The following is a 26,295-nucleotide window of genomic DNA, read 5'->3' on the forward strand; positions in this document are numbered from 1 at the left end:
AACACGGGGTGTGGGACTTTACACTGCTTGCGTCCACTATGTGGTTCCCGAACAACAACCGGAACCAAAATAACTGAATAACAACACCACATGTTGTAACCCACAGTTTTCCCACCCACCCCCAACACCGGGGGCAGGGCCGGGTGAAAAGGTTACGGCGGTCATAGCGTGGGGGAAACGCCCGGTCCCATTCCGAACCCGGAAGCTAAGACCCACAGCGCCGATGGTACTGCACCCGGGAGGGTGTGGGAGAGTAGGACACCGCCGGACAACACTCAAAATGGTCGAGACCCCCACACTCCCCGGGTGCGGGGGTCTCCCGCTTTAACCACCAAGAGACGCGGCGTGGCCGGGCGGTAGAGTTGGTGCACATGGAGAGCCTTTTCAGTCACCCCGCGCCGGACTCCGAACCCCAGCCAGATCGATCCTTTGACCTTGAACCCGTGGCGTGCACCGTCGTCGTACGTGCGCCTGTGGCGCATGCTTTTATGGGCTTCACCGACCACACGCACTTGTGGTGGCCGATGGCGGATCACAGCGTGTACGGGGAAGGCTCGCACGTCGAGTTCGAGGAGAACCTGATCCTGGAGACCGCTGAGGATGGCCGAACCTCGGTGTGGGGAACGATCGACGATTGGCAGCCTCCGATGTCGTTCCATGCGAGCTGGTATCCGGGCAGCACGGCGATGTGGTCCACTGAAGTCCGCGTGGCTTTCCGCGGTGTCGACGACGGCACTGAGGTCCGCCTGGTCCACGACGGCTGGGAGGGCGCCGAGAACCCGGGCCAAACGCGAGCGGACTACGCGGCCGGCTGGCCTGGCGTCCTGGAGCGTTACGTCCGGTTCATGGGTGGTGGAAGTGAATAGAATCCGTCGCCTTGGGGCATCGGACTGGCGATTGCTTCGCGAAGTCCGGCTGGAGATGCTGGCTGATACCCCGATGGCCTACGTCGAGAGCCTTGTGGCCGCCCGTCGCCAGACCGACGCGCAATGGCAAGAGCGCGCCATCACGATGTCCGGTGATTCGAGCATCACGTTGGTGTCCGACGACGGGACGGACGGCAGCAAGATCAGCGGTTTGATGCGCGTGGTGGTCAAGAACCCAGAGGAGTCTTCCGAGGCCCGGCACGCAATGCTTGTCAGCGTGTACGTCGCGCCCGAGCACCGGGGACTTGGCCTCGCCGCTGAACTGTTGGATGAGGCGTGCCTGGTGGCGAGCGCGGAGCTCGGGGCTGGAGTCATCGAGCTCGGTGTCCACGAGGACAACTCCCGCGCGAAGGCTTTCTATGCCCGGCACGGATTCGAGGCCACCGGAGCCAGCCAGCCATACCCCCAGGACAAATCGAAGAAGGAAATTGTGATGGCGCGGAGGATCTCTCCTCGTACCGAGACGTTCCTCGAGGAGCTTGCGGCGGGGCTCACGGAGGGCCAGGTGTCTGTCGACGATGAGACGCGCGCCGACTACGCCGCCGATCGCGGACCGGTCCTTGACCTCCACCTGCCGATCGCCGTCGTGTTCGCGGAATCTATTGAAGACGTCCAGCACGTGGTGCGCAGCTGCGCGCGCTACGGCGTTCCGATTGTCGCCCGGGGCGCGGGAACCGGTATATCCGGAGGCGCGCACGCTAGCCAAGGATGCATCGTCCTCAGCGTGGAACGTATGAACCGTATCCTGCAGCTCAACGCGGATGACGAGACCGCCGTCGTCGAGCCCGGTGTGGTCAACGCAGACCTGAACGCGGCCGCGGCAGAACACGGACTCATGTACGCCCCGGATCCGGCGAGCTACCGGATTTCGACGATCGGCGGCAACGTGGCAACCAACGCCGGTGGCCTGCGCTGTGCCAAGTACGGCGTGACCAGGGACTCGGTGCTGGCCCTGGACGTGGTGCTTGCCGACGGTTCACTCGTGCACACCGGACACCAGACCTTCAAAGGCGTGGCCGGCTACGACCTTACGGCGCTGTTCGTGGGTTCTGAGGGGACCCTTGGGATCGTTGTTGGAGTCACTGTCCGTCTCCGTTACCTGCCGAGGGATGTGCAGACCGTGGCGGCGTTCTATCCGGACTTCCGCGGCGCTGCGGCTGGCGTCCTCGCGGTAGGCAAGGCCCGCGTGCAGCCAGCCATCATGGAAATGCTCGACGGCGGCACGCTGCGCCAGCTCGACGAGCTGTATGGTTCGGACTTGAGTGAACGGGGCCAGGCTTTGCTGCTGATACAAACGGATGGATTTGGGGCGACAGCGGAGGCGGCGCTCGTGCGGGAGGTCTTGGCCGCCGGCGGTGCCACGGTCATGGCAGAAGCGAACGCCGAAGCCGAGCGATTGGTCGAGATGCGGCGCTCGAGCCGGGGAGACGAAACGGACAACGAATACCGGGTAGGAGAGGACGTCGCCGTCCCGAGGTCCCGGCTGGTGGACTATGTCGCCGCCCTGGAAGGAATGGCCGAGCACCATAAGGTCCAGCTCAAAGTGGTGGCCCATGCCGGCGACGGCAACCTGCACCCCACTTTCTGGGTGGAACCCGCGGAAATGGAAACGGACGCTGATGCGGTGCAGCGCCTCAACGCTGCCTTGGACGACTCCATCGCCGCGGCCTTGGAGATGGGTGGAACCATCACCGGGGAGCACGGCGTAGGGCAGTACAAGCTGCGGTGGCTCGGCCTCGAGCAACCGGAGCCGCTGCGCGCCCTGCAGCACCGCATCAAGGCGCTTTTCGACCCGGCCGGAATCTTGAACCCAGGTAAAGCTATCTAACTCTCTGGTATCCCAAACTTTGGGAGCCTAGTTCACGGTCACACTTTGACGCCACGAATCTGCCAGTTTACTTTCCTTCCATACGCCTCTAATCTTATTTGGTATACCAAGTGAGTTTTGAGGAGTATTCCGTGGGAGATCGCAGCACGGCCAAGACAGCCGGTGTCCTCGTAGCGCTGGCCCTCGTCTCCGTCAACCTTCGCCCGGCCATCACTGCAATCGCCGGCACCATGGGGCAGTTGCCGGCAGGCTTTGGGCTGGACCCGCATATGTTGCCGCTGCTTGGGGCACTCCCGGTCCTGGCATTCGGCGTCTCGGCTCCGGTGGGACCTTGGCTGGCGCCGTTTAGGCACGGGCCGGGCGGTTGCGGTTGCGCTGCTCATGCTGGCGGTTGCCCTGGTTCTCAGGGTGCTCGTGCCTGGGTTCTTGTTGCCCGGGACGTTCCTCGCCGGCGCTTCGATCATGACAGCCAGCGTCCTGGTGCCACAGATCGTCAAAGCGAATCGTGGAACGGGCTGGTGGACGGGGATCTGCACCATGGGATTCGGCCTGGGCGCCGCACTCGGGGCGGGACTTGTCCAGCCGCTGCAGCAGGCACTTGGTGGGAGCCTCCCGTTGGCACTGGCAGCGTGGGCCGTCCCTGCCGTGCTGGCGTCCGCCCTGATCCGCCGCACTGGTTCGACCCAAAGCCACGATTCGACCAGCCCGGTGCAGCGTACGACGGCGATACCCGGCTACGGCGCGGAGCGTCCGGTTCCGCTCCGGAAGCAGCGGACGGCGTGGGCCGTGACAGCATTCTTCGGCCTGCAAGCCATGTTGTATTTCGCGGTCACTTCCTGGCTGGCCGTTTTCCTGGTCTCGAAAGGCCACACACCGTCCGATGCAGCTGCGCTTCTGGCGTGGTTCAGCATCGCGGGATTGCCAGCCAGCTTGCTTGCACCCGTCCTCGCGGGCCGTCGGGCGGTCCTGAAACTCATGGCTCCCGGGCTGGGCCTTCTAGTGGCGGCAGGTTTGATCGGCGTCCTGATGGCTCCCGCAGACCAGCAGTTCCTGATGGTGGGGTTGCTGGGGATGGTCCAGAGCGCCGGTTTTGGCCTCGGTATGGCGTTGGTCGTGATCCGCTCGGCCGAGCCGACGAGCGCCGGAAGCCTCTCAGCCATGAGCCAAGGCCTGGGCTTTGCTTTGGCCTCCTTGGGACCGTTCGGAACCGGCTTCCTGCATGAGTGGTCCGGTGGCTGGGATGTTCCGTTCGTGGCGTTGGCCGCCGAGGCGGTCCTGCTTGCCGCGGCGGGTTTCTTCGCGGTGCGGGGACGGGCGGTGTCCGTGGCACCTGCCGAAGCCGAGAAGGTAAGCGAGCCTGTCGCCGTCGGGCATTAGTCCCTCAAGCACCCACACAAAAGTGGCCGGTTCCTCGACGGAGGAACCGGCCACTGTGCGTTCGTGGGACCTTAGATGAGTTCGAGTTGCTCGGCCACGACCTTGCCGCGGTGGATCACGGTGCGGTCCTTGCCGCGGTCCATGACGGCGGAAGCGACTGTTTCGCCGTCGAGGAGCAGGAGTTCGGCGGGGTCGCCGGCCTCGAGTCCGGGGCGGTGCGCGGTGCCCTTGAGGCGGGTGGCGGACGCATCGAGGATGCTCGCGCCGCCTACCGTGGCGATGGCGAGGCAGTGCTCAATGAGCTCATCCCGGCGGAAGCCGTGGGTGAAGGCAAGCTGCCAAGTGCGGTCGAGCATGTCCGTGTTGCCATACGGGGACCAGTAGTCGCGCTGGCCGTCCTCGCCCAGGCCCATACGGACGCCGGCTTCGGCGAGCAACGGGATGGGGAGCTGGCCCGCCACGCCAGCGGAGCCCGGCGCGACAGACGCCATGGAGATGTCCAGCTCCGCGAACGCGTCGATCAGGCGCCGGGTGGTGGCCTCGTTGACGCTGCCCAACTGGTAGGCGTGGGACATGGTGACTTTGCCCTGCATTCCGAGGGCACGCGTGCGCTCAAGGACGAGGTCCGTGCTGAAGACACCGAGCTCGCCGAGCTCGTGGAGGTGGATATCGATGGGGACCTGGTACTTTTCGGACAGCCCGAAGACGATATCGAGGTGCTTCGCGGGATCACGGTCCAGGCTGCAGGGGTCGATGCCGCCCATCACGTTGGCGCCGGCCTTGAGGGCGTCTTCCATGAGCGGAACGGTGCCTTCCTCGAGGAGGAGGCCCGCTTGCGGGAACGCGATGATATCGACGTCGGCCTGGTCCTTGAAGTGCTCCTTCGCGGCGACGACGGCGTCGAAGCGCTCGAGGCGGCAGTCGACGTCGATCTGGGCGTAGGAACGGACTCGGGTGGTGCCGCGCGCGATCATCCGCCCGAGCGTGTTGTTGACGCGTTCCTGCAAGGGAACTTCGGCGTTGCGCCAGTTCTTGCGGTCGTTCATCATCATGGTCCAGACGCCCGGACCGCCGGTGTGTTCGCGGAACGGCAGGCCGATCCTCGTGGAGTCCAGGTGCACATGGACGTCTGAGAAGGACGGCACCAGGAGGCGGCCGCGGCCTTCGACGACGGTAGTCGACGAGTCCGGGGCGGTACGCGCGGGGTCATGGGGTTCGACGCCGGAGATCTTGCCGTCCGTGATGAAGAGGTCGCTCAACGCTTGTCCCCAGGGGCGGACGGCACGGATCAGGGTGTTCACTATGTTGCTCCTTTGGTTGTGGATCTATTGCACACCAGCGAGGGCTGCCGCTGCCAGACCCGAATGGTGGCAGGCAGGAGCAGCCGCGCTGGCTGGCGCGGGAATGTGGTTGATGCATAGCTCCCGCTGTTCGGCGTCCAAAGTGCCGAACAGGGGACAGCGAGTACGGAAGACACAACCGCTGGGCGGATTGGCAGGGGAGGGAAGGTCTCCGCGGAGTCGGATCTTCTGCTGCTGACGGGCCGCCTTTGGATCCGGCTGCGGAACGGCCGACAACAGCGCCTTCGTGTAGGGGTGCCGGGGCTCGCGGAACAGCTCGTCCCTGGAGCCCTTTTCCACGATCTTGCCGAGGTACATGACCGCTACCTCGTGCGAGATGTGGCGGACCACGGAGAGGTCGTGGGCAATGAAGATATAGGACACCCCGGTATCGCGCTGGATTTCCTGCAGGAGGTTGACCACCTGGGCTTGCACGGACACATCGAGGGCGGAGACAGGCTCGTCGCACACAATGACGGACGGGTTGAGCGAGATGGCTCGGGCAATGCCCACACGCTGCCGCTGGCCTCCCGAGAACTCGTGGGGAAAACGGTTGTAGTGCTCGGGTTTCAGGCCGACCTGCTCGAGGAGTTCCTTGACGCGGTTCTTCAAGCCTCCGGTCGGCGTGATCTTCTGGACGACCATCGGCGCCGCAATCGCCGTGCCCACGGTTTGCCGGGGATTGAGTGACGCGAAGGGATCCTGGAAGATCATCTGGACCTTGCGGCGGAAGTTGTACAGATCGCGGCCGCCGAGCTTGCTGATGTCGACGCCGTCGATCATGATCCGTCCGCCCGTCGGGTCCATGAGCCGCGCGATCATGCGGCCGGTGGTCGACTTACCGCACCCGGACTCGCCCACGAGCCCCAAAGTCTGGCCGCGGCCGAGACTGAACGAGACGCCGTCGACCGCTTTGACGGTCTTGGACCCCTGCGGCGAGAAGAGTCCGCCCTTGATGGGGAAGTGCTTCTGGAGGTTCTCCACCTGGAGAATTGCCTGCGTATCCATGGTGGTCCTAACGCGTATTCCGGATGGTGAGGATTTGGGGGCCGCTCAAATGGCAGCGCTTGCCGTGGCCGTCCTCGACCACGAGCTCAGGCCGCGTGCCCGCGCACACGCCGTCACCGGCGAGGGCCGCGTATTCGCACCGCGCGCTGAAAATGCAGCCTTTCGGCAAGTCAAGGAGAGACGGCGGCTGGCCGGGAATCGGGTTGAGCTTGCCGGAGGAACCGTTAAGGGTTGGCATCGACTTGAGCAGGCCCAGGGTGTACGGATGCCGGGTGTCGTAGAAGATCTCGTCGACCGGTCCCGATTCGACGCACTGCCCGCCGTACATGACCAGGACCGAGTCGCAGACCTCCGCCACCACGCCGAGGTCGTGGGTGATGAGGATCAGCGCCGAATTCGTTTCTTGTTGGAGCTCGGCCATGAGGTCCAGGATCTGCGCCTGCACGGTGACGTCCAAGGCAGTGGTGGGCTCGTCCGCGATGAGCAGTTCCGGCTCGCAAATCAACGCCATGGCGATCATGGCACGCTGGCGCATCCCGCCGGAGAAATGGTGCGGATATTCGTCGAAACGCTGTTCGGGACTGGGAATTCCCACCCGGCCAAGCATGTCGACGGCGGCCGCCCGGGCCTGCTTCTTGCTCGCGTTGTTGTGGACAAGATACGCCTCGGCGATCTGGTGGCCGACCGTATAGAAGGGGTGGAGGGCCGAGAGCGGGTCCTGGAAGATCATGCCGATGTTCCGGCCGCGCAGCTGGCGCATGCCGGACTCGGGCAGCGTGACGAGGTCCTTGCCTTGGAACATGGCCTGGCCGGTGACCTGCGCGGATGTGCCCTTGAGCAAGCCCATGAGCGCCTGGCTGGTCACGGATTTGCCGGAGCCGGATTCACCGACGATTCCGAGGGTCTGTCCACGTTCCAAGCTGAAATCCATGCCGTTGACGGCCGAGACGAGGCCGTCGTCGGTGGGAAACTTCACGGACAGGTTGCGGACATCGAGGAAGGCGCCGGACTCGCCCGGGCGGGCGGTGGCTTCGCGAGTGCGGGTGGCTTTGCGTGTGCGGCTGGTGGCGCTTGAAGGAGTGGCGGCGCTTGCGGCGCCGGGCTGGAGCTGGGTCATTGGAGCCTCACTCGGGGATCGATGGCTGCGTAAGCGAGGTCGACGACGACGTTCGCGACGATGACGAAGAAGGCGGCCAGCATGGTGATGGCCATGGTGACGGGGAGGTCTCCGGAGATTGCCGCCCGAACGGCGGTAAAGCCGAGCCCCGGGACCGAAAAGATCTGTTCGGTGAGGACGGCGCCACCCAGGAGGAGCCCGATATCCATGCCGAGCATGGTCACCACCGGAGTGATTCCGGCCCGGACGCCGTGCTTGAACGTCACTGTCCTGGGCGCCAGGCCCTTGGCACGCGCGGTCCGGATGAAGTCCTCGCTGAAAGTCTCGATCATGTTGGTCCGGGTGACCCGGATATAGGCGGCGCTGAAGAGCACGGCGAGGGCGACCCACGGCAGGAAGTAGTTGAGCACCCAGGCCCACGGTCCCTGGGCGCCGAATGGACTATTGATCTCGTTGGTGGTGAACGGCAAGAGATGCAGTTGGTTGACGAACACCAGGAGGAGGAACAAACCGGTGACGGGAATGGGCAAGGAGACGCCTACGGAAGCAGCGGCAACAATGAACTTGTCCGTGGCGGAACCCTTGCGGAGGGCGGCAAGCAGGCCGAGCCCGACGCCGGTGATGGTCCACAGCACAAGGGCGCCGATAGCCATGGACAACGTGTAGGGCAAGGAACGGGCAATGATGTCCGAGACGTTCTCGTTGGTCTGGAACGATTTGCCGAGGCACGGCCACTGGCACAGCGACTCAGCACCGGGTGCCCCGATCATGCGGGGCGAAACCAAACCGCGCATGTAGTCGAAGTATTGGATGAAGAACGGGTGGTCCATGCCGAGCGCCACCCGGGCTTCCGCGATGCGTTCGGGAGTGCACTCCTGGCCGCATGCCGCGGACGCGGGATCTGCCGGGCCTAGCTGGAACAGCGTGAAGGTGATGAAGCTGACGGCGACGAGAAGCAGGATCAGTGAGCCTGTCCGGCGAAGAATGAATCTGATCATGGTGCTGGTTGCGGGCCGTCCGGTGGTGACCGGACGGCCCGCCTCCCTTCTGGACTGGCTTGGTTAGTGCTGGACGCCGACGATCGAGAGGTCGATACCGCCGAAGAAGTATCCGACCTGGGCGTTGCGGATGTTCGAGCCCACCACGCTGTTGGTGTGGGTGCGGATGAGCGGGATGATCGGGTAGGTCTTCAGGGCCTTGCCGAACTCCTCGGACCACTGCTTGCCCAGTTCCTCGGAGGTGCCGGTGGTGTTGCGGAGATCGAACATGGCCTTGGAGACCTGGGGATCGAAGTAGCGCGACGTGTTGGAGAAGCCGTAGCTCGTGCCGTCGTTGTTTGGACCGAGGATAGGATCCGCGGAAGTACGCACGGACGCCGGGTCCGCGCCGCCGCACCATCCGGAACGGGCGATGTCAGGCAATTGGTCGCTCGCGAGGACCGAGTAGTAGTTCGGGGCAGGAATCGGGACAAGCTGGACGTCGATGCCGAGGGCCTTGAGGTTCTGCTGGATCACGGTTCCGGTGTTCTTGTAGGCGTCCCGGTTGTTTGCGTAACCGTAGGTGAGGGTCTTGGGGTACGTCTTGCCCTCAAGGAGCTTCTTGGCTTCATCGAGCTTCGGCTTGCCGGTTGGGTCGATTTCCAGGTCCGTGGCTACATAACCGCGCATCTTGGAGTTAAGCGGGGTCTGGGTGAGTTCGCCGAAGCGGCGTCCGCCGTACTGGACGAGGATGGACTGGCGGTCCAACGCCAGGGCGATGGCCTTGCGGACATCGGGGTCGGTGATCTTCTGGGTGTTAAGGCTCAGGACGTCGTTGCAACCCAGCAGGCCGGACGCCACGCGGTCCTTGACCTGGGCGTCGGCGAGTTTCGCGGCGTCCGAGGTCTGTAGTGCGCCGTTGGAGTCCAGGGTGATGGCGTTGGGATCGGAGTTGGCCAGGAGCTGCTGGCTGATGGTTGCCTGCGAGGTGGACAGCGAGAAGGTGAACGTGTCCGGCAGAGCCGAGCGGTTGGGGTCCGTTGCGGGATCCCAATTCGGGTTGCGGACCAGCTTGAGCGACTTGCCGCGGCTGTAGGAATCCACCATGTACGGACCGGTGGACACCGGGTGGTTCGTGTAGTCCAGCTTGGTGTCCTTGTCCTTGGGGACAGGGGAAGTGTTGGAACGGGAGGCCAGTGCAGGGAACTCGGCAAACGGCTTCTTCAGGTGGAAGACAATGGTGCGCGCATCGGGCGTTTCGACTGCCTTGAGGTCAGCGGAAGGATCCTTGTACGGCCCTTTGTACCCACCGGCGTCGAGCGCTGCGTTGAGCTCTTGCGGTGCTTGGGTGTACACGTCCTGGGCGAAGGTGCGCTCGATGCCGTACTTCACATCGGCGGAAGTGATGGGGCTGCCGTCTTCGAATTTGACGCCCTTTTGGAGGGTGAACGTCCAGGTGAGTCCGTCTTTGGACACCTGGCCGGTATCGGTGGCGAGGTCCGGAACGATGGTGGGCGGCTGGCCCGCCGTTTCCTTGGCCATGGTGAGGTTCCGGTAGTACAGCTGGCCAACGTTGGCCGTCTGCACGTAGTTGCTGTTGCCTGGGTCGAGGGTCTGGAAGTCCGAGGACATCAGGACGTTGATGTTGCCGCCCTTGGTGGTGAAACCAGGCTTGACGATCTCGGGAGCCTGCTCGGCGGTTGACGCGCCGGAAGCGGCAGTCCCGGGCTGGCTCTGGCCGGCCGCGCAGCCGGTGGCGGCAGTGGCGATGAGCACGGCAAGTGCCAGCGCTTTGCTGGGGGTATTCATACTTCTCCTCTTGGGGATGGGTGGGTGAAACGGAAAGTGGGGAAATTAGTGGCGCGAGGCTTTGGGGTCGAGGGCGTCGCGCACGGCGTCACCAAGCAGGTTGAACGCGAGCACCGTGACGATGAGCATGACGCCGGGTACGGCGAGGAACCACGGATCGCTGAGGTACCAGTTGCCGGACTGCGCCGCGTTCAGCATCTGGCCCCACGACGGCGTGGGGTCCTTGACGCCGACGCCGAGGAAGGACAGGGCTGCTTCGGCGGAGATGTTAGTGGGGATCAGCATGGTGGCGTAGACCAGCACGACGCCCATGACGTTAGGAATGATCTGGCGGAACAGCACACTGAGGTGGGAGGCTCCGAAAGACCGCGCGGCCTCGACGAATTCGCGCTCGCGGAGGCTCAGCACCTGGCCCCGGACGATGCGTGCGAGGTAGGCCCAGCCGAAGAAGCCCAGGATGATCACGAGTGACGCCATGGGGAGGAAGCTGCCTTGGCCCAGAGCCGTGTTCCGAAGCCGTGATTGCAGGATGGGTGTGAGCGAAAGAACCAGCAGGAGGTGGGGAAAGGCCAGGAAAAGGTCCATGATCCGGCTGATGATGGCGTCCGTCTTTCCGCCGAAGTAGCCCGCGGCCGCGCCAATGACGGTTCCGAGGACCACGGAGACTGCGGTGGACAACAAGGCGATGGTCAGTGAGACCTGGCCGCCATAGGCGAGGCGGGAAAACAGGTCACGGCCAAGCCCGGGTTCTACGCCGAGCCAGTGTGCGGCCGAGGGGTACATGTAGCCGGGAAGGGGCAGGCCTGGAGTCTGGAGGTCGTCCAGGACGTCCGGGCTGGTGTTGGAAGTGAAGGGATCGTTCCCTGACATCGCGCTCAGGATCGGGCCGAGGATAGCGAACAACATAATGGCCACCACGATGCACAGGCTCAAGAGGGCGATCTTGCTCCGGCGGATCCGCAACCAGGCCGTAGCGAGGAGGGACCTTGCCTCAGCGGCGGATGCGCCCGAGGCCGTGCCGGAAGATGCATCGGAGGAGGGACTCTCAGCAGTGGGTTCGACGGTGGACTGTAGCTGGGTCAACGAGGGTGCTCGATTCATGGTCCAAGGAGCAAGCTCCGGAACTTTTGTATACCAAAGACAGAGTAGCGCCCGTTCGATGCGATGTAAATCACAAGCAATTCACCTATCTGGAATACCAAACAGTATTATCTGTGAGAGTAGTCACTCTCGAAAGGAATCTCCGTGATCACGAAGGTAAGCGCCCGCCATGTCTTGGGCTTCTGCAACGGCACCCACGTCCTCCTCCGGGACGCTTGCGTGGTGTACCGGAACGACGTCATCGAATTCGTCGGCACGGAATATGACGGTCCGATCGACGCGCAGCAGGACGTCGGGGATGCCTTGCTCATGCCCGGCCTCATTGACCTGGATGCCCTGACGGACATCGACCATTTGCTGCTCGACAGCTGGGCCGGAGCCGAGCTCGGCAAGGGGTATCAGTGGTCCGAAGACTATTTCCGCCACCGCCGCACCGACGTCTTCACGCCCGAAGAACGAAGCCAAATCCGCGAATACGCCCTGATCCAGCTCGTCCTGCACGGCATCACCACCTACATGCCCATTGCGTCCGAAGTCCATTCAGAGTGGGCCGAGACGTTCGAGGAACTCGCGGACATGGCCGAAACCAGCCGGCGCCTCGGGCTCCGCGGTTACCTCGGCCCGGCATACCGTTCCGGCGTCAATGTGCTGTTGGAGGGCGGCGAGCGTTCCGTGATGTTCGACGACGGCAAAGGAACCGAGGGTTTCGCCGACGCGGAGAAATTCCTGGATCATGTCCGCGAACTGGCCGATCCTTTGGTGCAGGGAGTCCTGCTGCCATGTCGGATAGAAACCCTGGACATGGAATTGCTCAGGGGAACCGCGAAGCTCTCTGCTGATCGCGACGTGCTGGTGCGGCTCCACTCCCTGCAGGGCTTGGTGGAACGGCAACTTATCCAGGACGAGTACGGTGTCACGCCGCTGGAACTCCTGGACCTCGTTGGCCTGCTCAATGAGCGGCTGCTCATTCCGCATGCGACCTACACGGACCGCAACGCGGCTGTGTACGGCGAAGACCGGGGCGACCTTGACCGGTTGGCGGAGTCGGGCGCCAGTATTATTCACTGTCCCTTGACTTCCATGCGCTACGGCGGCGTGCTGGATTCCTTCGCCGCTTACAAGGAAGCGGGCATCAACATCGCCCTCGGCACGGATTCCTTCCCGCCGGACCTCGTCCGCGGCATCGAGTCCGGCGTCCAGCTCGCGAAAATCCTGGCGGGGGACATGGGGGCCGGGGACGTTGCCGGATACGTCGACGCCGCAACGCTCGGTGGGGCGAAGGCATTGCGGCGGCCCGACCTCGGTCGCTTGGAGGCCGGCGCGCAAGCAGACATGGTTGCCTTTTCCCTGGACAATTTCAAGGACGGCGTGCAGGACGACCCCATCCGGACACTCCTGCTCAACGGAACGGCCCGCCAAGCGGTGCTTTCCGTCGTCGCCGGCCGGACCATTATGCGCAACGGCAAGATCGACGGCGTCGACCTCGACTTCTGGCGCCGCAAGGGGCAGGAGCTCTTCGACAAAATGAGGGACGCCTATTCGCTGCGCGACGCGTCGCAGCGGACCGCGGATGAGCTGTTTCCGCCCGTGTATGCTCGGGTGGAGCGCTGAAAGAAGGGTGGCCAACGCCGATGCCGGAAACGCTGACGGGCCGCGACGACGAAGCCCGGGCCGAACAGGTCTACCAACTGGTCCTCGAAGGGATCGTGGCCGGAGAATTCGCACAGGGAACGCGCCTGCGCGAGCGTGAACTGTCCGAGCTCTACAACGTTTCGCGCATTCCCGTGCGCGAAGCCATCCAACGCCTTGAGCAGGACGGCTTCGTGGAGACCTTTCCGCGCCGGGGAGCGGTGGTGCGCCAGCTGACGCTCACCGATGTGAATGAGCTCTTCGATGTCCGCTTGTGCCTTGAAACCTTTGCCGCCCGCGCCGCGGCGATGCGCGTCGCGGCGGGCGGGTCCGACGGCCGCTTGCGCGACCTGGTGGAGGAAGCCCGGCAAGCGATCGACGACGACCGGACGGACGACGTCGTACGCCTTAGCGCCGCATTCCACGCCGAAATCGTCCGTGTCTCCGGCAACCGCTTGCTCATCGAATCGGTCAAGCCGCTTTTCGGCCGGATGCGGTGGATTTTCGGGCTCGCGCACAACCGCAGCAACGAACTGCAGCGTGACGAGCACATGGAGCTGTGCAACGCGATCGTCGGCGGAAAGGCCGAGCTCGCGTACAGCTTGGCCTATTCGCACATCGAACTGGGCCGCGAGCCGGTGCTCGCCGGGCTGGCAGAGACCCTCGAGCCCTGAGTTTGTGTACAGATAACCACCCTTAAGAAGCGTTTTAAGGGGATCTGTACACAAACTCGATTAGTCGTCGGAGTCTGGGTACTCGTCGATTTCGTCGTAACGGGATTCCTCGGTTTCGGCTTCGAGGATCTTGAGCAGAGCCGTGTCCGGGTTGAGCATGATCGCTGCCTCGTCCCGCCGGTGCCGGAGCACGGTGTCCAAGTAGGACTGTACGGCTTCGGCCAGCGGGATGTGGCGGTCCTGCTTCTGGCTCATGTACCAGCGGTGCTCAAGGACCTCGTGGACAACTTCGGCCGGTTCGAGCTTGCCCGCGAGGTCCCGCGGAATGGACCGGACAATCGGCTCGAAGATCCGGCTGACCCAGGCGTGGGCGCTGATTTCCTCGTCCAGGTCCGGGTTGTTGTCCGCCCTGAATGAGTCCATGTCGTTGAGAAGGCGGCGGGCCTGGTTCTCCTGGGCGTCCAGGCCGGTGAGGCGGAGCAGGCGGCGCTGGTGGTGGCCGGCGTCGACGACTTTCGGCTGGAGCTGGATGGTGGAACCGTTCTGGGTGGTCTTGATGGCGTATTCCTCGACGTCGAAGCCGAGTTCGTTGAGGCGCCGGATGCGGGCGCCCACGCGCCAGCGCTCACCCAGTTCGAACGATTCCTTCTCGGTGAGTTCCGCCCAGAGGCGACGGTACGAGTCCATGATGAGTTCCGACGTCGCCACCGGATCCACCTTCTCCTCGATGAGGCCTCCCTCGAGCAAGTCCATGAGTTCACCGGCGATGTTCACGCGCGCGATCTCGAGATCGTATTCGCGTTGCCCCTTGGACAGGTCCGGATAGAGCTCGCCCGTTTCGGCGTCCACGAGGTACGCGGCGAACGCGCCGGCGTCGCGGCGGAACAGCGTGTTGGACAGGGAAACGTCGCCCCAATAGAAACCGATCAAGTGCAGCCGGACGAGCAGCAATGCCTGGGCGTCGATGAGGCGTGTCAGGGTGTCGCGGCGGAGCATCTGCGAGAACAGCGCTCGGTACGGCATAGAGAATTTGAGGTGCCGGGTGACCAGCACGGGATTCAGCGGCCTACCGTCAACTGTGGTGCGGCCCGTGATGACGGCGACGGGCTCGACGCACGGCACATCCAGGCGGGCCAGCTTGCGGAGCATGTGGTACTCGTGCCGCGCGACGTGTTCGGACGTTTCCTTGATGGCGATGACGGAGCCTCCCAAGTGCGCGAAGCGCACGATGTGCCGGGAAATACCGCGGGGGAGGGCTGCGAGGTTCTCGGCCGGCCACTCTTCGAGGGCGATGTGCCACGGCAGGTCGAGGAGTTCGGGATCCGCCGCGGCGGCGGTGATGTTAAGGGAACCGATGACGCTCGCGGGAGGGGTGGTGTCATTCGCGCTGGCGGCCTCCGTGCGGGGCAGTTTTCCGATCTGCCCGTAGTCGGTGGGTTCGTCATGCCACTGGGCACCGCTTTGCTCGCTCATGGGTCAATTCTTCCGTATCGGGGGTGCGGTTAACGACGACGGCGGCCCGTCCAGTGGAGGGGCCGCCGTCGGTAGTGCGGTGGGGATTAGTCGCCCAGGCGCAGGCCCGTCTTGGTGTCGAACAGGTGCACGTGGCCCGACTGCGGGCGTACCCAGATGGACTCGCCCTTCATCGGAGGACGGCGGCCGTCGACGCGTGCCACGATGTCGTGGCTCTTGCCGTCGAGCGTGGTGTGGCCGTAGACGTAGGCGTCCGCACCGAGCTCTTCGACGACGTCGACCTCGACCTCAAGGCCCTCGCCCGGAGCGGCGGTCTCGAGGTCTTCAGGACGGGAGCCGACCGTGACGGTCTTGCCGGTTGCGTCTTCAAGGACGTCGTGCGGGACCGGGTACACCGTGCCACCGAACTGAACACCGCGGTCCACGACCGGCAGTTCCAGCAGGTTCATGGCAGGGGAGCCGATGAAGCCGGCCACGAAGACGTTCCGCGGACGGTCGTACAGGTTGCGCGGGGTGTCGACCTGCTGCAGCAGGCCGTCCTTCAGGACCGCGACGCGGTCACCCATGGTCATTGCCTCGACCTGGTCGTGGGTCACGTAGACCGTGGTGACGCCGAGGCGGCGGGTCAAGGACGCGATCTGGGTGCGGGTCTGGACGCGGAGCTTGGCGTCGAGGTTGGAGAGCGGTTCGTCCATGAGGAAGACCTGCGGGTTACGGACGATAGCGCGGCCCATGGCGACACGCTGGCGCTGACCACCGGAGAGTGCCTTCGGCTTGCGGTCCAGGTACTGCTCGAGGTCAAGAAGCTTGGCTGCTTCGCGGACACGCTCGGCGCGCTCTTCCTTTGAAACGCCGGCGATCTTGAGTGCGAAGCCCATGTTGTCCGCAACAGTCATGTGCGGGTAAAGGGCGTAGTTCTGGAAAACCATGGCAATGTCGCGGTCTTTCGGCGGGACGTCCGTGACGTCGCGATCGCCGATCAGGATGCGGCCCGAGTTCACGTCCTCAAGGCCTGCGAGCATGCGCAGGGAGGTGGACTTACCGCAACCGGACGGTCCAACGAGGACCAGGAATTCGCCATCGGCGATGTCGATGTTGAGCTTATCGACGGCGGGCTTATCTGTGCCCGGGTACAGACGCGTAGCGTTATCAAAAGTAACTGTAGCCACAGTTATCAATCCCTTCACCGGCAGGTACGTGCCGGACGATCCGTTGTGAATGGTTCATGTGTATTCAATTGGAACCCCCACCCCGAGCTGGAGCCCTGGGCAGGGGATTTCGTGTGATGCCGCACGGTACGTGTGCGTCACATCACACCCAAGAGTATTGCAGGGGTACAGGTTATTCGCACAAATGTTACGAAGGTCACATGTGAAATGTGTCTCGGGAAATTTCGAGCCGGCGTTCGCGGAGGAGTGATTCGAGCAGTTCTGCGACGTGGACCGGGGCTTCCACACGGAATTCGGCCTGTGTGAAATCCAGCCCGACCTTCACCCCGACATCGCCGGTGCGCAGGCTCGCAATCGCGTCTTCGTCGGTCAGGTCGTCCCCCGCGAAAAGGATCGCAGTTGCGCCCGTGGCCTGCCGTAGGAATTCGACGGCCTCGCCCTTCGACGAATGCACCACCGAAGTTTCCAGAACGCGTTTGCCGTCCTTCAGGTAGACCCCCGGCCAGCCGTCAAGGACCGAGCGGGCGGCCGCCACGGCGTCCTCCGCGACGTCGTCCGCAGCTTGCCTTGTGTGGAGTACGACGCCGGCCGGCTTGTCCTCGAGGACCGTCCCCGGAGCTTCCCTCGAGATTCCGTCCAGGACTTCGCGGACTTCCGCGAGGAGCGTACGCTGCGCGTCATCGAGCTGGAGTCCCACGGATCCCGGGCCAAGCCACGCCTCGGCGCCGTGGCTCCCGATCAGCAACGTGGCGTCAGGGGGCGAGGCGACCGCCCGCAAACTGGCCAGCGCCCGCCCGGAGATGAGTGCCGTCGTCGTACGCGGAAGCTTGGCGAGTCCAGCGAAAGCGGCTGCCGAACGCCCAAGTGGCCGGGCGTCGCCGGCACGGTCCACGATCGGCGAGATGGTGCCGTCGAAATCCATGGCGACCAGGAGACGTTCGGTTCCCGCGATCCGGCGAACGGCGTCGAGCAGCTCCGGCGAGAGGCTTAGGGGCGTGGACTCACGAGTCATCGCCGAGCTCCCCTTCGGCCAGTGCGGCGAGGAAACCCGCGGACCAATGGTCGACGTCGTGCTCCAAAATCTCCTTGCGCATGGACCGCATGCGGCGGCGCGACTCGTTGGCGGGCAAGTGCACGGCCCTCATGATGGTGCCCTTGAGCCCGTCGATGTCGTGGGGATTGATGAGGAGCGCCTGCTTGAGCTGGTCCGCGGCCCCGGTGAACTCGCTCAGGACGAGGGCGCCCGTGTCGTTCGTCCTGGCGGCGACGTACTCCTTGGCCACGAGGTTCATGCCGTCCCGCAATGCCGTGACGAGCATGACGTCGGCCGCCAAGTACAAGGCCACCATCTCTTCTATGGGGTAGTTGTGGTGGAGATAGCGGACGGCGGTGTTTTGGATGGTGTCGTAACTGCCATTGATGTGGCCCACCGTGCCCTCGATCTCCTCACGAAGGAGCCGGTACTGCTGCACGCGCTCGCGGCTGGGGCTCGCCACCTGGATGAGCGTGGCATCCTCCACCGTCAGGCGCCCCTCCTTGAGGAGTTCCTCGAAGGCCTTCAGTCGGTGGCCGATGCCCTTGGTGTAGTCCAGTCGGTCCACGCCCAGGAGGATCGTCTTCGGATTGCCCAGGTCCTGCCTGATCTGCCGGGCGCGCTCGATGATGTCCGGCCGGTGCGCCAACTCGCTGATCTGGTCCACCGCGATGGAGATCGGGAACGCCTGGGCGCGCGCCACATGGGAGACCTCGCCCTCAGGCCCCTTGACCTGGATCTGCTGCTGCTTGATGCTCGCGCCAACGAAGCGGCGCGCCGAACGCATGAAATTCGCCGCGTCGCTCGGCCGCTGGAAGCCGATCAGGTCCGCGCCGAGCAAGCCCTCGATGATGGCGCGCCGCCACGGCAACTGGGCGAAGATCTCCGGCGCCGGGAACGGGATGTGGTTGAAGAAACCGATCCGCAGGTCCGGGCGTGATTGGCGGAGCATGTTCGGCACGAGCTGGAGCTGGTAGTCCTGCACCCAAATCGTGGCGTCCGGGGCTGCGTGCTCGATGACGGCGTCGGCGAACCTGCGGTTGACCCGGCGGTAGCTGTCCCACCACGCGCGGTGGAACTCGGGAGGGGCAACGACGTCGTGGTAAAGGGGCCACAGGGTGGCGTTCGAAAAGCCTTCGTAATACAACTCAACATCGTTTGTGCTGAGAGCCACAGGGATGATGTCGATGCCGTCGTGGCTGAACGGTTCAAGCTCCTCATCAGGAGCGCCATGCCAACCGACCCACGCGCCGTCGGCCTTCATCATCAAAGGTGCCAGGGCAGTCACCAGGCCGCCGGGAGAACGACGCCACCCGTCGTCGTCGTTTTCCGCGTCATCGCTGCTGCAGCGGTCTACCGGAAGGCGATTGGAAACAACCATGAAATCGAATTTCTTGGCTTCCGGCGGCTGTCTGTTTTCGGGCGCGGTCTCGATTTTTTCGCTTGCCGTTTCTTGCATTTCAGCCCCTTGGCGTTGCTTGTGACTCACATCCCACCCTACCGGCGGGAATCTTCGAGGGCACCTGCTCGTTCCTCAAACCGGAGCCAAAGACCCCAGTCTTCTCCCGTAAAATGGCCCCGATGCCATAGCTAGATCAACGCTGTTCGACCAACCACGAGGAACTGATGAGCCCCGCAAACGAACCACGCCTGTCAAAGGCAGAGCGCACCGCCCAGGCCCGCGAGAAGGCCCGGCAGATCCGGGAAGCGCAGGTCAAGAAAGACAAGCGCAACAAGCTGCTCATCGGCTGGGGCATCGTGGTTGCCGTCGTCGCGATCCTCGCGGTGGTGGCCCTCGTGGTCACCCAGAACATCGCCAACAACGCGCCGATCGCCGATCAGGGCCCGACGCCGGCCAACGCCAACGTGCACGGCGGCGTCACGCTGCTGAAGGCTAGCGACGTGACGAAGTCGGCGGCCTCCACCGTCAGCCTCGCCAGCCTGCCGTCCGCTCCAGCCACCAAACCGGCCACGATCACCGCGCCCGGCACCGAAGCCGAAGCGGGCAAGCCGGTGAAGGTGGTGGCCTACATCGACTTCATCTGCCCCATCTGCAAGAACTTCGAAGCCACCTACAACGACCAGCTGACCCAGCTGCGCAACGACGGCAAGATCACGCTGGAATACCGCCCGCTCGGCTTCCTCGACGCGAGCTCCACCACCAACTACTCCTCCCGCGCAGCCAACGCGGCAGCGTGCGTGGCCAACGTGTCCCCGGAACACTACTCCGACTTCGTGAACCTGCTCTACGCCCAGCAGCCCGCTGAAGGCAGCCCCGGCATCTCGGACAACGACCTCAAGAAAATGGCCACACAAGCAGGGTCCGCCAACATCGACTCGTGCATCGACGGCAAGACCTACAGACCATTCGTCAAGGTGATCACGAAGGAGGCCTCCGTCATCGGGGTCACGGGAACGCCCACGGTCTTCGTCGACGGCCAGCAGTGGGACAACAAAACGGACTTCACCACCGTGCTGAACGCGGCCATCGCTGCGAAGAAGTAGGTAATCGCTTAGCTTGGGCCGGGGAGCTGGCCCGGCGGGCTAGCGCAGCGAGTCGTCCCGAAAAGGGGCGGCTCGTTGGTTTTAACGGGCTCGTGCCCCGGCGGAATTTCCGGGGTTCCCGTCCCGCGGAATTTCCGCGGGCTTCCGCCCGGCGGAATTTCCGTGCGCGGGAGGTCGTGGGCTACCCTTATTTAGCGCTTGCGCACCGGTTCCGGTGCGGTTGTGTTCGCTCCGGTCCGCCGGAGCGTGCCTCCTTAGCTCAGTTGGCCAGAGCACCGCTCTTGTAAAGCGGGGGTCGTCGGTTCGAATCCGACAGGGGGCTCTTAGTTTGGCTCTGACCTGCGGTTTTACTCCCGAGGGAAGAGCGAAAAGTGCTCATTACAACCATGACTCACCATAAACTCACTAGATTCAGTTTCGAACTGAGTCCACACCGGGCTACAGGCCCATGCCCGGCGGCCTGGGTGGGTCCGGGTTGAAGGCGCTGAGTGCGCCGCGGGTGTCCAGGGCTTCTTTGTATTCCTCGATGTAGTGTTTCTGAGTCATTGAAACCTTGGAATGGCCGGCCTGGTACGCTGCGGCTTCGACTCCCATGGTCCGGGCAATGAGGGTTGCGTTTGCCTTGCGGAATGTCTTGAAGGTTACCCAGGGGTAGCCGATGGCGTCAGCGGCTTTCCGCCATGTTTTGCCGACGTTGTTCGGGTCGCAGACCGTGCCGGTGGTGGACGGGAAGACGAGGTTGAGTGGATTTGTGGCCGGGTCCTGGCGACTTTGCCGTTCATGAAGCCTGGCCACGAGGAAGTCGGGAACTGTGACATGGCGGATGCCATGTTGCGACTTGGGGTGGTCTTGAATCCTTACCCCGCCATTGGATGTCCGGATGACCGTGGCGTTGATGAAGACGGTCGGGGGAGTGGCGTCGAGCTCGATGTCTTCCCATCGCAGGGCGAAAAGTTCCCCGGCCCGGAGGCCCGTGAAGATGAGGAAATCGGCGATTTCATGAAGTTCTTGTGTCCGGGTCCGGCCGAGCGCGGGCTCGTTTTCCCAGACGATGAGTTTGGATCGCAAGTCCAGAAATTGTTCGGGTGTCAACGCATGGGGTTTGGCCGACGCTGTGCGCGGGATGGATATCCCGAGGACCGGGTTGGTTGTGACGGCGTCGTGCCGGCGGGCTATCTTGAACATCCCGGAGAGCACGGCACCGCAGGTCCGGGCCGTGGCTGGTCCGGCATTGTCGACGACATCGCGAATGAAGTAGTCGATAACTCCGGACGTCGCTTCGCCGATCCGGATGGATCCGAGGGCAGGGGTTATGTACTTCTTGACGCTGAATGAATATTTGTCCTTGGTCCGTGATGCTTTGTCGGAGCGGTCCAGTTCCAGAAGGTAGAGGTCCGCGAGCTGGCTGATCTTGTCCGTGGCCGCGATCAAGCCTTTGCGTGGGGTGCTACGTTTCTGGAGCCGGATTTGCAGGTTCCGTCGGGCGGCCGCGGCTGATGGTCCGCGTGCCTCCACCTGCCGCAGTTTTCCGTCCATGTCGCGGAAATTGGTTCGGGCGCGCCAGGTCTTTGCGGTTGCCCGCTCGGTTCGGATCGTCCCCCATGTTCCGAGCGGCAGGGGATACCTGCTCATCTCTGCGAGGTGGCCGCGTGACGGCTAAAGCTCCGCGTGACGGGAGAGCCAGGCGACAAAATCGGCGTGGCTGATTCGAAGGTGTCGGCCGATTCGGTAGGCCGGAGGCCCGGCGTGCTTTGCGCGCCACTGGTAGAAAGTCTGTTCGGGGATCTGAAGCCGTGCGCAGATCTCTTTCGGGGTGAGCCACTGTTCGTCAACCTCGACGGGCTGGTTTCGCTTTGGCGTCGTTGTCATTTGGAGTCTCCATCTTCTTCCACGGTTTGCGCCTGACACCGCCCAGGCAGTGTTCCTCCTTCATGGGAGACAAAGGTTCGGACGGCATGACCCTGCCGGCGGGCACGGCAATCCTGATGTCAGAGACGCCAACCGACGGTATTGGGATTGGCTTGTCGGGAGATCGAATCTTCCAGCCATTGGCCGGGTTGTTGACGGGCGGGCCGGGCCGTAATTTGGTCAATAGCGCGCTCGATGTGTTCGTACTGCGATGTCCGTTCCCACTCAAAGTCCGCGGGTGCAGGTCCCAGCGGAAGGGGTGAGTCGTGGATGTCCCATCGGTCCCTGTAGACGGCAACCCTGGCGATCAGGCGGGCTGTGTCTTCGGTGGTCGTGTTCGGTGGGAGGAAGCCAAGGAGGTTTCGTTTCCATTCCGTGTCCTGTTTGAGTGCGGCTTTGGTGACGGCGAGTGCCCTGCGTTTGGTCCGTTCCGTTACTTGTTTGATCATGTCAGCGAGGTCGGGCCGGTTGGTATGAAGTGGTTCGGGGATGACGGCACGGTCGCCGGCTGGCATGCGGGATGAGAAATTGACGAGCCGGGCGTGCAGAACGGCTGCGGCGTCCTTTGCGTCGCCGCTTGTTTCCAAAGCGGCGGTGACAGTCCGCTGAGCCCCGGGTCGGCTGAGCGCGGTTGCTCGGCGCCAGGCTGCGACGGTTGCGCCCCAGGACGGCGATTGTTGCAGTTCCTCGGCCTTCCCCGGGGTTTGGATGTTAAGGAACTTGGTCAGGTCTTCGGCGGCCGCGATCTGGGCGAGGTAGTCGTATTCGGCGCTGAGCCGTTCCAGGCTGTCGGCGCTGGACTGTTCGGCGTCGCGGACTTCGTGGGCGGTCCGTTCGGCACCCTCGGCCGCGAGCACTTCGCCAAGGATCTCCCGCCACGACTCTTCGTGGGAAGGACCAAGAGGCTCGTGGTCGGCGGGGTCGTTTTCGCTGATGTACGCGTAGTTGCCGCCGCGTCCGCGGGTCATGCTCACGTAGAGAAGCTCGCGCGTGAGCCGGCCTTGCGTGACCACGGTGTGGCCGGTGTCGACCGTGATTCCTTGGGAGCGGTGGGCTGTGGCCGCGTATCCCAGTTCCACGGCCGACTCGACGTAGTCCCTGTGCAGCGTGATGGTGGCGCCGGTGTCCCTGCGGACCGCGGTGAGGGAACCGTCGCGCCTGCCGACACGCACGACGTCGAGCAGAGTGCCGTTGCGGATGAAGTCACCGTTGCTGTCTGTGATGGCACGGTCGTTGCGGCGGGCGATGACAGTGTCACCCCGGCCGGCGCGCAGCCCGTCGCCCAGAAGGACGGTCTGTTCGGCGTCCACGAGATCTTGGATCACCCGGTCTGCCTGGGCCCGTTCGTTGAGCATGCTGACGGTGTCGTTGTCCGCAGCGATCAGGATGGACGTCCTTCCGGCGCCGATGTCAGATTGCCAGTTCAGGTAGGCCTGGTCGACCATGTCCAGGTACGTGCCGTGCCGGATCCGCTGATGCCGGTCGTAGTCGGTGATGGCCGCGAATTCCCCGGCACGGAGCTTCAGGGAGGCCTCCCGTTCCCAGGCGTGTTCGAACCGCCAGATGGTGCTCAGCCGGCTGGTTTTGCCCTGGCGGTCCAGCCAACCGAGGACGCCGCCGGCATCGATGGCATCCAGCTGTCCGGGGTCGCCCACCAACAGGACCTTGGCTCCGGCGTCCCGGGCCTGGTGCACCAGCGCCGACAGCTGAAGAGTGGACACCATGGAGGCTTCATCAACGACCACCAGCTGGTTCGGATGGAACCGCCACCGGTCCTGCTCAGCGGAGAGCCAAGCGGCTTTCTGTGCGAGCAAAGCGGTCTGCGGGCTTGACTTAGCCACAGGATCGGTGAGCCGCCACTCCGCATCGAAGAACCGCTCAGCCCGGCGACTGGCCCCCTCGCCGGCGGACTCGTACAGCCACTTGGCGACATTCTCCGCGACCATGGACAGTTCCTGCCCGAGAACCTCGGCGCTCGCCGCCGCGGGCGCCAATCCGACGACGCTGCCGGGACCGAATTCTGCTTCCCAGGCTGCCTTGATTGCGCCGAGGGTGGTGGTCTTACCGGTTCCGGCGGGTCCGACGACGGCGTCGAGCCGGTTTCCGCTTAGCAGGATCTCTGCAGCGGCGGCGCGCTGGTCGTCGTGCAGCCCGAATTTTCCGTGGTGCTGGTAGCCGGCGAGTTCATCCATGCCGACCATTGGCCGGACGGCGGGGCCGCCGTCGTCGTTCCTTGCCGCCATGACGGTCTCTTCGCTGGCGAGGGTGGTGGCGTCGGTGTAGAGGCGGGAGCCGTGGAAGTCGAAGACGCTCCGCCTGCCTAGGTGGAGATCGGGCTGCGCGTTCGCGGGGACGCTGTAGCGGTAGTCGTTCAGTGGAACCGATTGGGTCTCGGCGGCGGTGGCGACGGCGTCGATCAGGGCGTTGCGGTCCTCCGATGTGTGGCAGCGGATCGCGGCGCAGACCCGTTCGGCCTCTGCGAAGAGGTTCCAGCGGTTCCAGGTGGCGCGTTTCGCCGCCACACGCTCGCGCGTGAGGGAAGCCACGGCGTCGATCCAGTCGGCGGTGAAGTCGGACGAGCGGAACGGATTGGTCCGTGACCTCCGGATGGTGGCGGCGAGAACGAGCCGGGGCTCGAAACCCTTGGCTGCCGCGCGTGCCCTCCATTGTGCGGAGAGCTCGTGCAGCGGCGTGACGGTCTCGGGTTTGGGGGTTCGCGTGGAAAGGGTTGCCTGCTGGCGGAGCTTGATGGTGGTGGTCGCGGTAGGGGGAGTGCCGTGGATTGTGGTCCAATCGGCGACGAGGCGGTCGGTCTCCGCCTCGATGAGGCGGGACCGGTGGGAGAATTCGCGGATCAGGCTGTCATCGACGCCGGTCAGCTGCGCACTCGGGTTATGCGTGGTGGCTGCGGGCTCGCGGATGTCGGTGTCGGTTCCGAGGTGGCGGTGCAGGGCGTCGAAGAGCAGGCCGTTGTAGTGTTCGCTTGCGGCGACCGCTGCCTTGTAGAGGGTCCGGGAGTCGAGGGTCACCCAGGCGCCGTCGGTGATGCGCTGGACGCGGTTGGCGATGACCAGGTGCGTGTGCAGCTGCGGGTCCCCGGAGCGTGATTCCCAATGGTCAAAGGCTGCGGCGATGGCTCCCGTGGTGCCGATGCGGGCGACACCGTTGCGTCCGGCACGGGTGTGGATGACGGACTCTTCCAGCCATTGCAGGGTGGCGTTGACGGCGTAGTGGTGGGTTTGCAGGATCTGGTCTTGGAGGGACCTGGGGCTGAGTGCCCAGAGCACGGAGACGGATTTGGGGACGCTGAACGTGAGGTCGAAGCCGGCGATGGCCCGGCGGGTGCTGGTTTGTCTTTGGGTGTTTTGGACGACGGTGGGCTGGCTATGCGGGCGGCCGAGAGGAGCCCCGGTGTCCGGGTGGGTGACGTGGTCGAAGATGGCTTTGGCGTCGGTTTCGGTGGCCGCGTCGCCACTGGTGCGGTTGATGCCTTGCAGCCCGCTTCCGAGCCAGCGTCCCTGCGGTGTCCCGGCCTTCATGTAGTAGGTGGTGGCATCCGCGGGAATGACCGTCAGATCGTCCATCATCGTGGTCTTGAAGAGGTACTTCAGTCCCGACTGCGCGGAGAGCCTTGCGATGGACATGGTCATGGCCGTCTCCGTGTCCGCCGTCGACGGTCACGCTGCCTATTGTCACAGCGTGTAGCGCAGAATCGCTGCGAGGTGCGAGACTGTTCGAAGTCTTGACCACATTCGCGACAAGTCTTTCCATTCATGTCGGTTCATCAACACCGGGCCCAACCGCTACATGACTGGCCGTGAGTCGGCGCTCACGGTCTACTGGCGGAGGGGTCGTATTCTGATGGGTCGAGTTCAGCGTTGCGCGATGTACGCGTTCCAGTTTCGGGAGGAGAGTTCGGCCCAGCGGACGGCGGTGGTCGTGGAGATGCCGAGCAGCTCTGCCAGGATGGGCGTCGGGATTTCGGCTGCGAGTTGGAACAGGGCTGCTTTGCGGGAGTTGTAGGGTTTGATGCCGTGGTCAACGAGTTGTCCGCGGATGTTTTCGGTGGCCAGGTGGTTGCCCGGAATCCCGCCGGGAAAGAGCCAGCGGCTGTTCCTGCTGGCGTAGGAGGCCTGGCCGCGCCGGTTCATGTGCTCGATGATGATCCGGTCCAGGGGTTCGGGCATGAGGATCGGGGTGCGCTCGAACGTGACGGTGACCTGGCCGTCGTCGGTGACGGTGACTTGGTCCGCGTGCATGCGGCAGATCGTGGTCAGGGGCTGGGCGAACAGGAGCATGAACAGGCCGCCGATGCGGGTGTAATGGCGCATCGTTTGGTCGTGGAGCAGGGTCTGGACGTGGCCCCACCGTTCTTCCTCGCTCATCGTGACGGAGGAAAAGCGCCGGGGCTGCTTGGGGAT

Annotated in this window: 19 protein-coding genes, 1 tRNA gene, 1 rRNA gene and 2 pseudogenes; 9 read left to right on the plus strand and 14 right to left on the minus strand. The window is 64.1% G+C overall.

The window, feature by feature from the left end:
• Nucleotides 1-153: 153 nt before the first annotated feature.
• From rrf to E1809_RS24750, 5 genes and pseudogenes are all read left to right on the plus strand, one after another.
• Nucleotides 154-270 (plus strand): 5S ribosomal RNA (gene rrf / locus E1809_RS24735).
• A 101-nt stretch (nt 271-371) separates the two neighbouring features.
• Nucleotides 372-866, plus strand: a complete 495-nt coding sequence (locus E1809_RS24740; protein WP_133206888.1) for an SRPBCC domain-containing protein — start codon at nt 372-374, stop codon at nt 864-866.
• Nucleotides 867-939: 73 nt separating this feature from the next.
• Nucleotides 940-1,311 (plus strand): annotated as a pseudogene (locus tag E1809_RS27825) (GNAT family N-acetyltransferase); the annotation flags it as partial.
• 48 nt (nt 1,312-1,359) lie between these two features.
• Nucleotides 1,360-2,754: an FAD-binding oxidoreductase gene (locus tag E1809_RS24745; RefSeq protein ID WP_165962496.1), complete on the plus strand. Its 1,395-nt coding sequence runs from the start codon at nt 1,360-1,362 to the stop codon at nt 2,752-2,754.
• Between the two features lie 381 nt (nt 2,755-3,135).
• The gene (locus tag E1809_RS24750) at nt 3,136-4,131 is read left to right on the plus strand and encodes an MFS transporter (RefSeq protein WP_235835768.1); all 996 of its coding nucleotides are present in this window, start codon (nt 3,136-3,138) and stop codon (nt 4,129-4,131) included.
• 71 nt (nt 4,132-4,202) lie between these two features.
• On the opposite strand, the gene E1809_RS24755 is transcribed toward E1809_RS24750, so the two are convergent.
• The 6 genes from E1809_RS24755 to E1809_RS24780 all read right to left on the minus strand — a co-directional run bounded on the left by E1809_RS24755 (nt 4,203) and on the right by E1809_RS24780 (nt 11,483).
• Nucleotides 4,203-5,432, minus strand: a complete 1,230-nt coding sequence (locus tag E1809_RS24755) for an amidohydrolase family protein (RefSeq protein ID WP_133206890.1) — start codon at nt 5,430-5,432, stop codon at nt 4,203-4,205.
• A gap of 24 nt (nt 5,433-5,456) precedes the next feature.
• Nucleotides 5,457-6,479, minus strand: a complete 1,023-nt coding sequence (locus tag E1809_RS24760) for an ABC transporter ATP-binding protein (RefSeq protein WP_133206891.1) — start codon at nt 6,477-6,479, stop codon at nt 5,457-5,459.
• A 7-nt stretch (nt 6,480-6,486) separates the two neighbouring features.
• Nucleotides 6,487-7,596, minus strand: coding sequence for an ABC transporter ATP-binding protein (locus E1809_RS24765; RefSeq protein ID WP_235835769.1), 1,110 nt, complete (start codon nt 7,594-7,596; stop codon nt 6,487-6,489).
• Nucleotides 7,593-8,594, minus strand: a complete 1,002-nt coding sequence (locus tag E1809_RS24770; RefSeq protein ID WP_133206892.1) for an ABC transporter permease — start codon at nt 8,592-8,594, stop codon at nt 7,593-7,595. The genes E1809_RS24765 and E1809_RS24770 overlap by 4 nt, the downstream gene beginning before the upstream one ends.
• Nucleotides 8,595-8,657: 63 nt before the next feature.
• A complete protein-coding gene (locus E1809_RS24775; protein WP_133206893.1) occupies nt 8,658-10,382 on the minus strand; it encodes an ABC transporter substrate-binding protein in 1,725 nt (574 codons plus the stop codon).
• 45 nt (nt 10,383-10,427) lie between these two features.
• Nucleotides 10,428-11,483: an ABC transporter permease gene (locus E1809_RS24780; RefSeq protein ID WP_133206894.1), complete on the minus strand. Its 1,056-nt coding sequence runs from the start codon at nt 11,481-11,483 to the stop codon at nt 10,428-10,430.
• 144 nt (nt 11,484-11,627) lie between these two features.
• Between E1809_RS24780 and E1809_RS24785 the strand changes: the two genes are divergently transcribed.
• Both E1809_RS24785 and E1809_RS24790 read left to right on the plus strand, forming a co-directional pair.
• The gene (locus tag E1809_RS24785; protein ID WP_133206895.1) at nt 11,628-13,094 is read left to right on the plus strand and encodes a chlorohydrolase family protein; all 1,467 of its coding nucleotides are present in this window, start codon (nt 11,628-11,630) and stop codon (nt 13,092-13,094) included.
• Between the two features lie 20 nt (nt 13,095-13,114).
• Nucleotides 13,115-13,786 carry a GntR family transcriptional regulator gene (locus tag E1809_RS24790; protein WP_133206896.1) on the plus strand — a complete coding sequence of 224 codons (672 nt, stop codon included), beginning with the start codon at nt 13,115-13,117 and terminating at the stop codon, nt 13,784-13,786.
• 60 nt (nt 13,787-13,846) lie between these two features.
• Here the strand turns inward: E1809_RS24790 and E1809_RS24795 are convergent, their stop codons facing one another.
• From E1809_RS24795 to E1809_RS24810, 4 genes are all read right to left on the minus strand, one after another.
• The gene (locus E1809_RS24795; RefSeq protein ID WP_133206897.1) at nt 13,847-15,259 is read right to left on the minus strand and encodes a DUF4032 domain-containing protein; all 1,413 of its coding nucleotides are present in this window, start codon (nt 15,257-15,259) and stop codon (nt 13,847-13,849) included.
• Nucleotides 15,260-15,345: 86 nt separating this feature from the next.
• Nucleotides 15,346-16,428 carry an ABC transporter ATP-binding protein gene (locus tag E1809_RS24800; RefSeq protein WP_133206898.1) on the minus strand — a complete coding sequence of 361 codons (1,083 nt, stop codon included), beginning with the start codon at nt 16,426-16,428 and terminating at the stop codon, nt 15,346-15,348.
• A gap of 196 nt (nt 16,429-16,624) precedes the next feature.
• Entirely contained in the window at nt 16,625-17,440 is an 816-nt protein-coding gene (gene otsB, locus E1809_RS24805) for a trehalose-phosphatase (protein WP_133206899.1), read from the minus strand.
• Nucleotides 17,430-18,920 carry an alpha,alpha-trehalose-phosphate synthase (UDP-forming) gene (locus E1809_RS24810; protein WP_133206900.1) on the minus strand — a complete coding sequence of 497 codons (1,491 nt, stop codon included), beginning with the start codon at nt 18,918-18,920 and terminating at the stop codon, nt 17,430-17,432. The genes otsB and E1809_RS24810 overlap by 11 nt, the downstream gene beginning before the upstream one ends.
• A gap of 167 nt (nt 18,921-19,087) precedes the next feature.
• Here E1809_RS24810 and E1809_RS24815 point away from each other — a divergent pair, with 167 nt between their 5' ends.
• Nucleotides 19,088-19,966, plus strand: a complete 879-nt coding sequence (locus tag E1809_RS24815; RefSeq protein WP_133206901.1) for a DsbA family protein — start codon at nt 19,088-19,090, stop codon at nt 19,964-19,966.
• A 248-nt stretch (nt 19,967-20,214) separates the two neighbouring features.
• Nucleotides 20,215-20,288: transfer RNA gene (locus tag E1809_RS24820), tRNA-Thr, on the plus strand.
• Between the two features lie 116 nt (nt 20,289-20,404).
• On the opposite strand, the gene E1809_RS24825 is transcribed toward E1809_RS24820, so the two are convergent.
• From E1809_RS24825 to E1809_RS24840, 4 genes and pseudogenes are all read right to left on the minus strand, one after another.
• Nucleotides 20,405-21,598 (minus strand): tyrosine-type recombinase/integrase, encoded by a 1,194-nt coding sequence (locus E1809_RS24825; RefSeq protein ID WP_133206902.1) that lies wholly within the window; start codon nt 21,596-21,598, stop codon nt 20,405-20,407.
• 24 nt (nt 21,599-21,622) lie between these two features.
• Entirely contained in the window at nt 21,623-21,835 is a 213-nt protein-coding gene (locus tag E1809_RS24830; protein ID WP_133206903.1) for a helix-turn-helix domain-containing protein, read from the minus strand.
• A 119-nt stretch (nt 21,836-21,954) separates the two neighbouring features.
• Nucleotides 21,955-25,524 carry a MobF family relaxase gene (mobF, locus tag E1809_RS24835; protein ID WP_133206904.1) on the minus strand — a complete coding sequence of 1,190 codons (3,570 nt, stop codon included), beginning with the start codon at nt 25,522-25,524 and terminating at the stop codon, nt 21,955-21,957.
• Between the two features lie 222 nt (nt 25,525-25,746).
• Nucleotides 25,747-26,295, minus strand: a pseudogene (locus tag E1809_RS24840) (hypothetical protein); the annotation flags it as partial.

The organism is Arthrobacter terricola (assembly GCF_004354015.1).
In the GTDB taxonomy this organism is placed as follows: Bacteria; Actinomycetota; Actinomycetes; order Actinomycetales; family Micrococcaceae; genus Arthrobacter; species Arthrobacter terricola.